The organism is Oceanicaulis sp. UBA2681, assembly GCF_002354675.1.
In the GTDB taxonomy this organism is placed as follows: Bacteria; Pseudomonadota; Alphaproteobacteria; order Caulobacterales; family Maricaulaceae; genus Oceanicaulis; species Oceanicaulis alexandrii.
Window position 1 is genome coordinate 529 of the sequence record NZ_DEMB01000013.1, and the last position, 371, is coordinate 899.

The following is a 371-nucleotide window of genomic DNA, read 5'->3' on the forward strand; positions in this document are numbered from 1 at the left end:
AGATACCCGCCGAGCGCTTTCTGACCCCAGGGGCAATGGATCGGCGAGCTGATGGGCGCGAAAGCGCTGATCGCCTTGAACAGGTCGGGGCGCTTCAAGCCCAGGGTCAGCGCGCCATGCCCGCCCATGGAATGGCCGGTGATGGCGATGTCTTCGAGATCGAGGCACGGCGCAGCCTCGCCCGCGACTTTCAGAAGTTCGCCCGTCACATAGCTTTCCATTCGGTAGTGCTTGGCCCAGGGCTCTTGCGTGGCGTCCACATAAAAGCCTGCGCCAGAACCGAAATCATAGCTCTCATGCTCGCCGGGCAGATCGAGGCCGCGCGGGGAAGTGTCGGGCGCCAGAAACGCCAGGCCCAGCTCGGCGCAGAC

At 64.4% G+C, this 371-nt stretch carries 1 protein-coding gene; it reads right to left on the minus strand.

The window, feature by feature from the left end:
• On the minus strand, positions 1 to 371 hold a 371-nt coding region (locus B3M53_RS10565), incomplete at both ends, for an alpha/beta hydrolase-fold protein (RefSeq protein ID WP_286800379.1).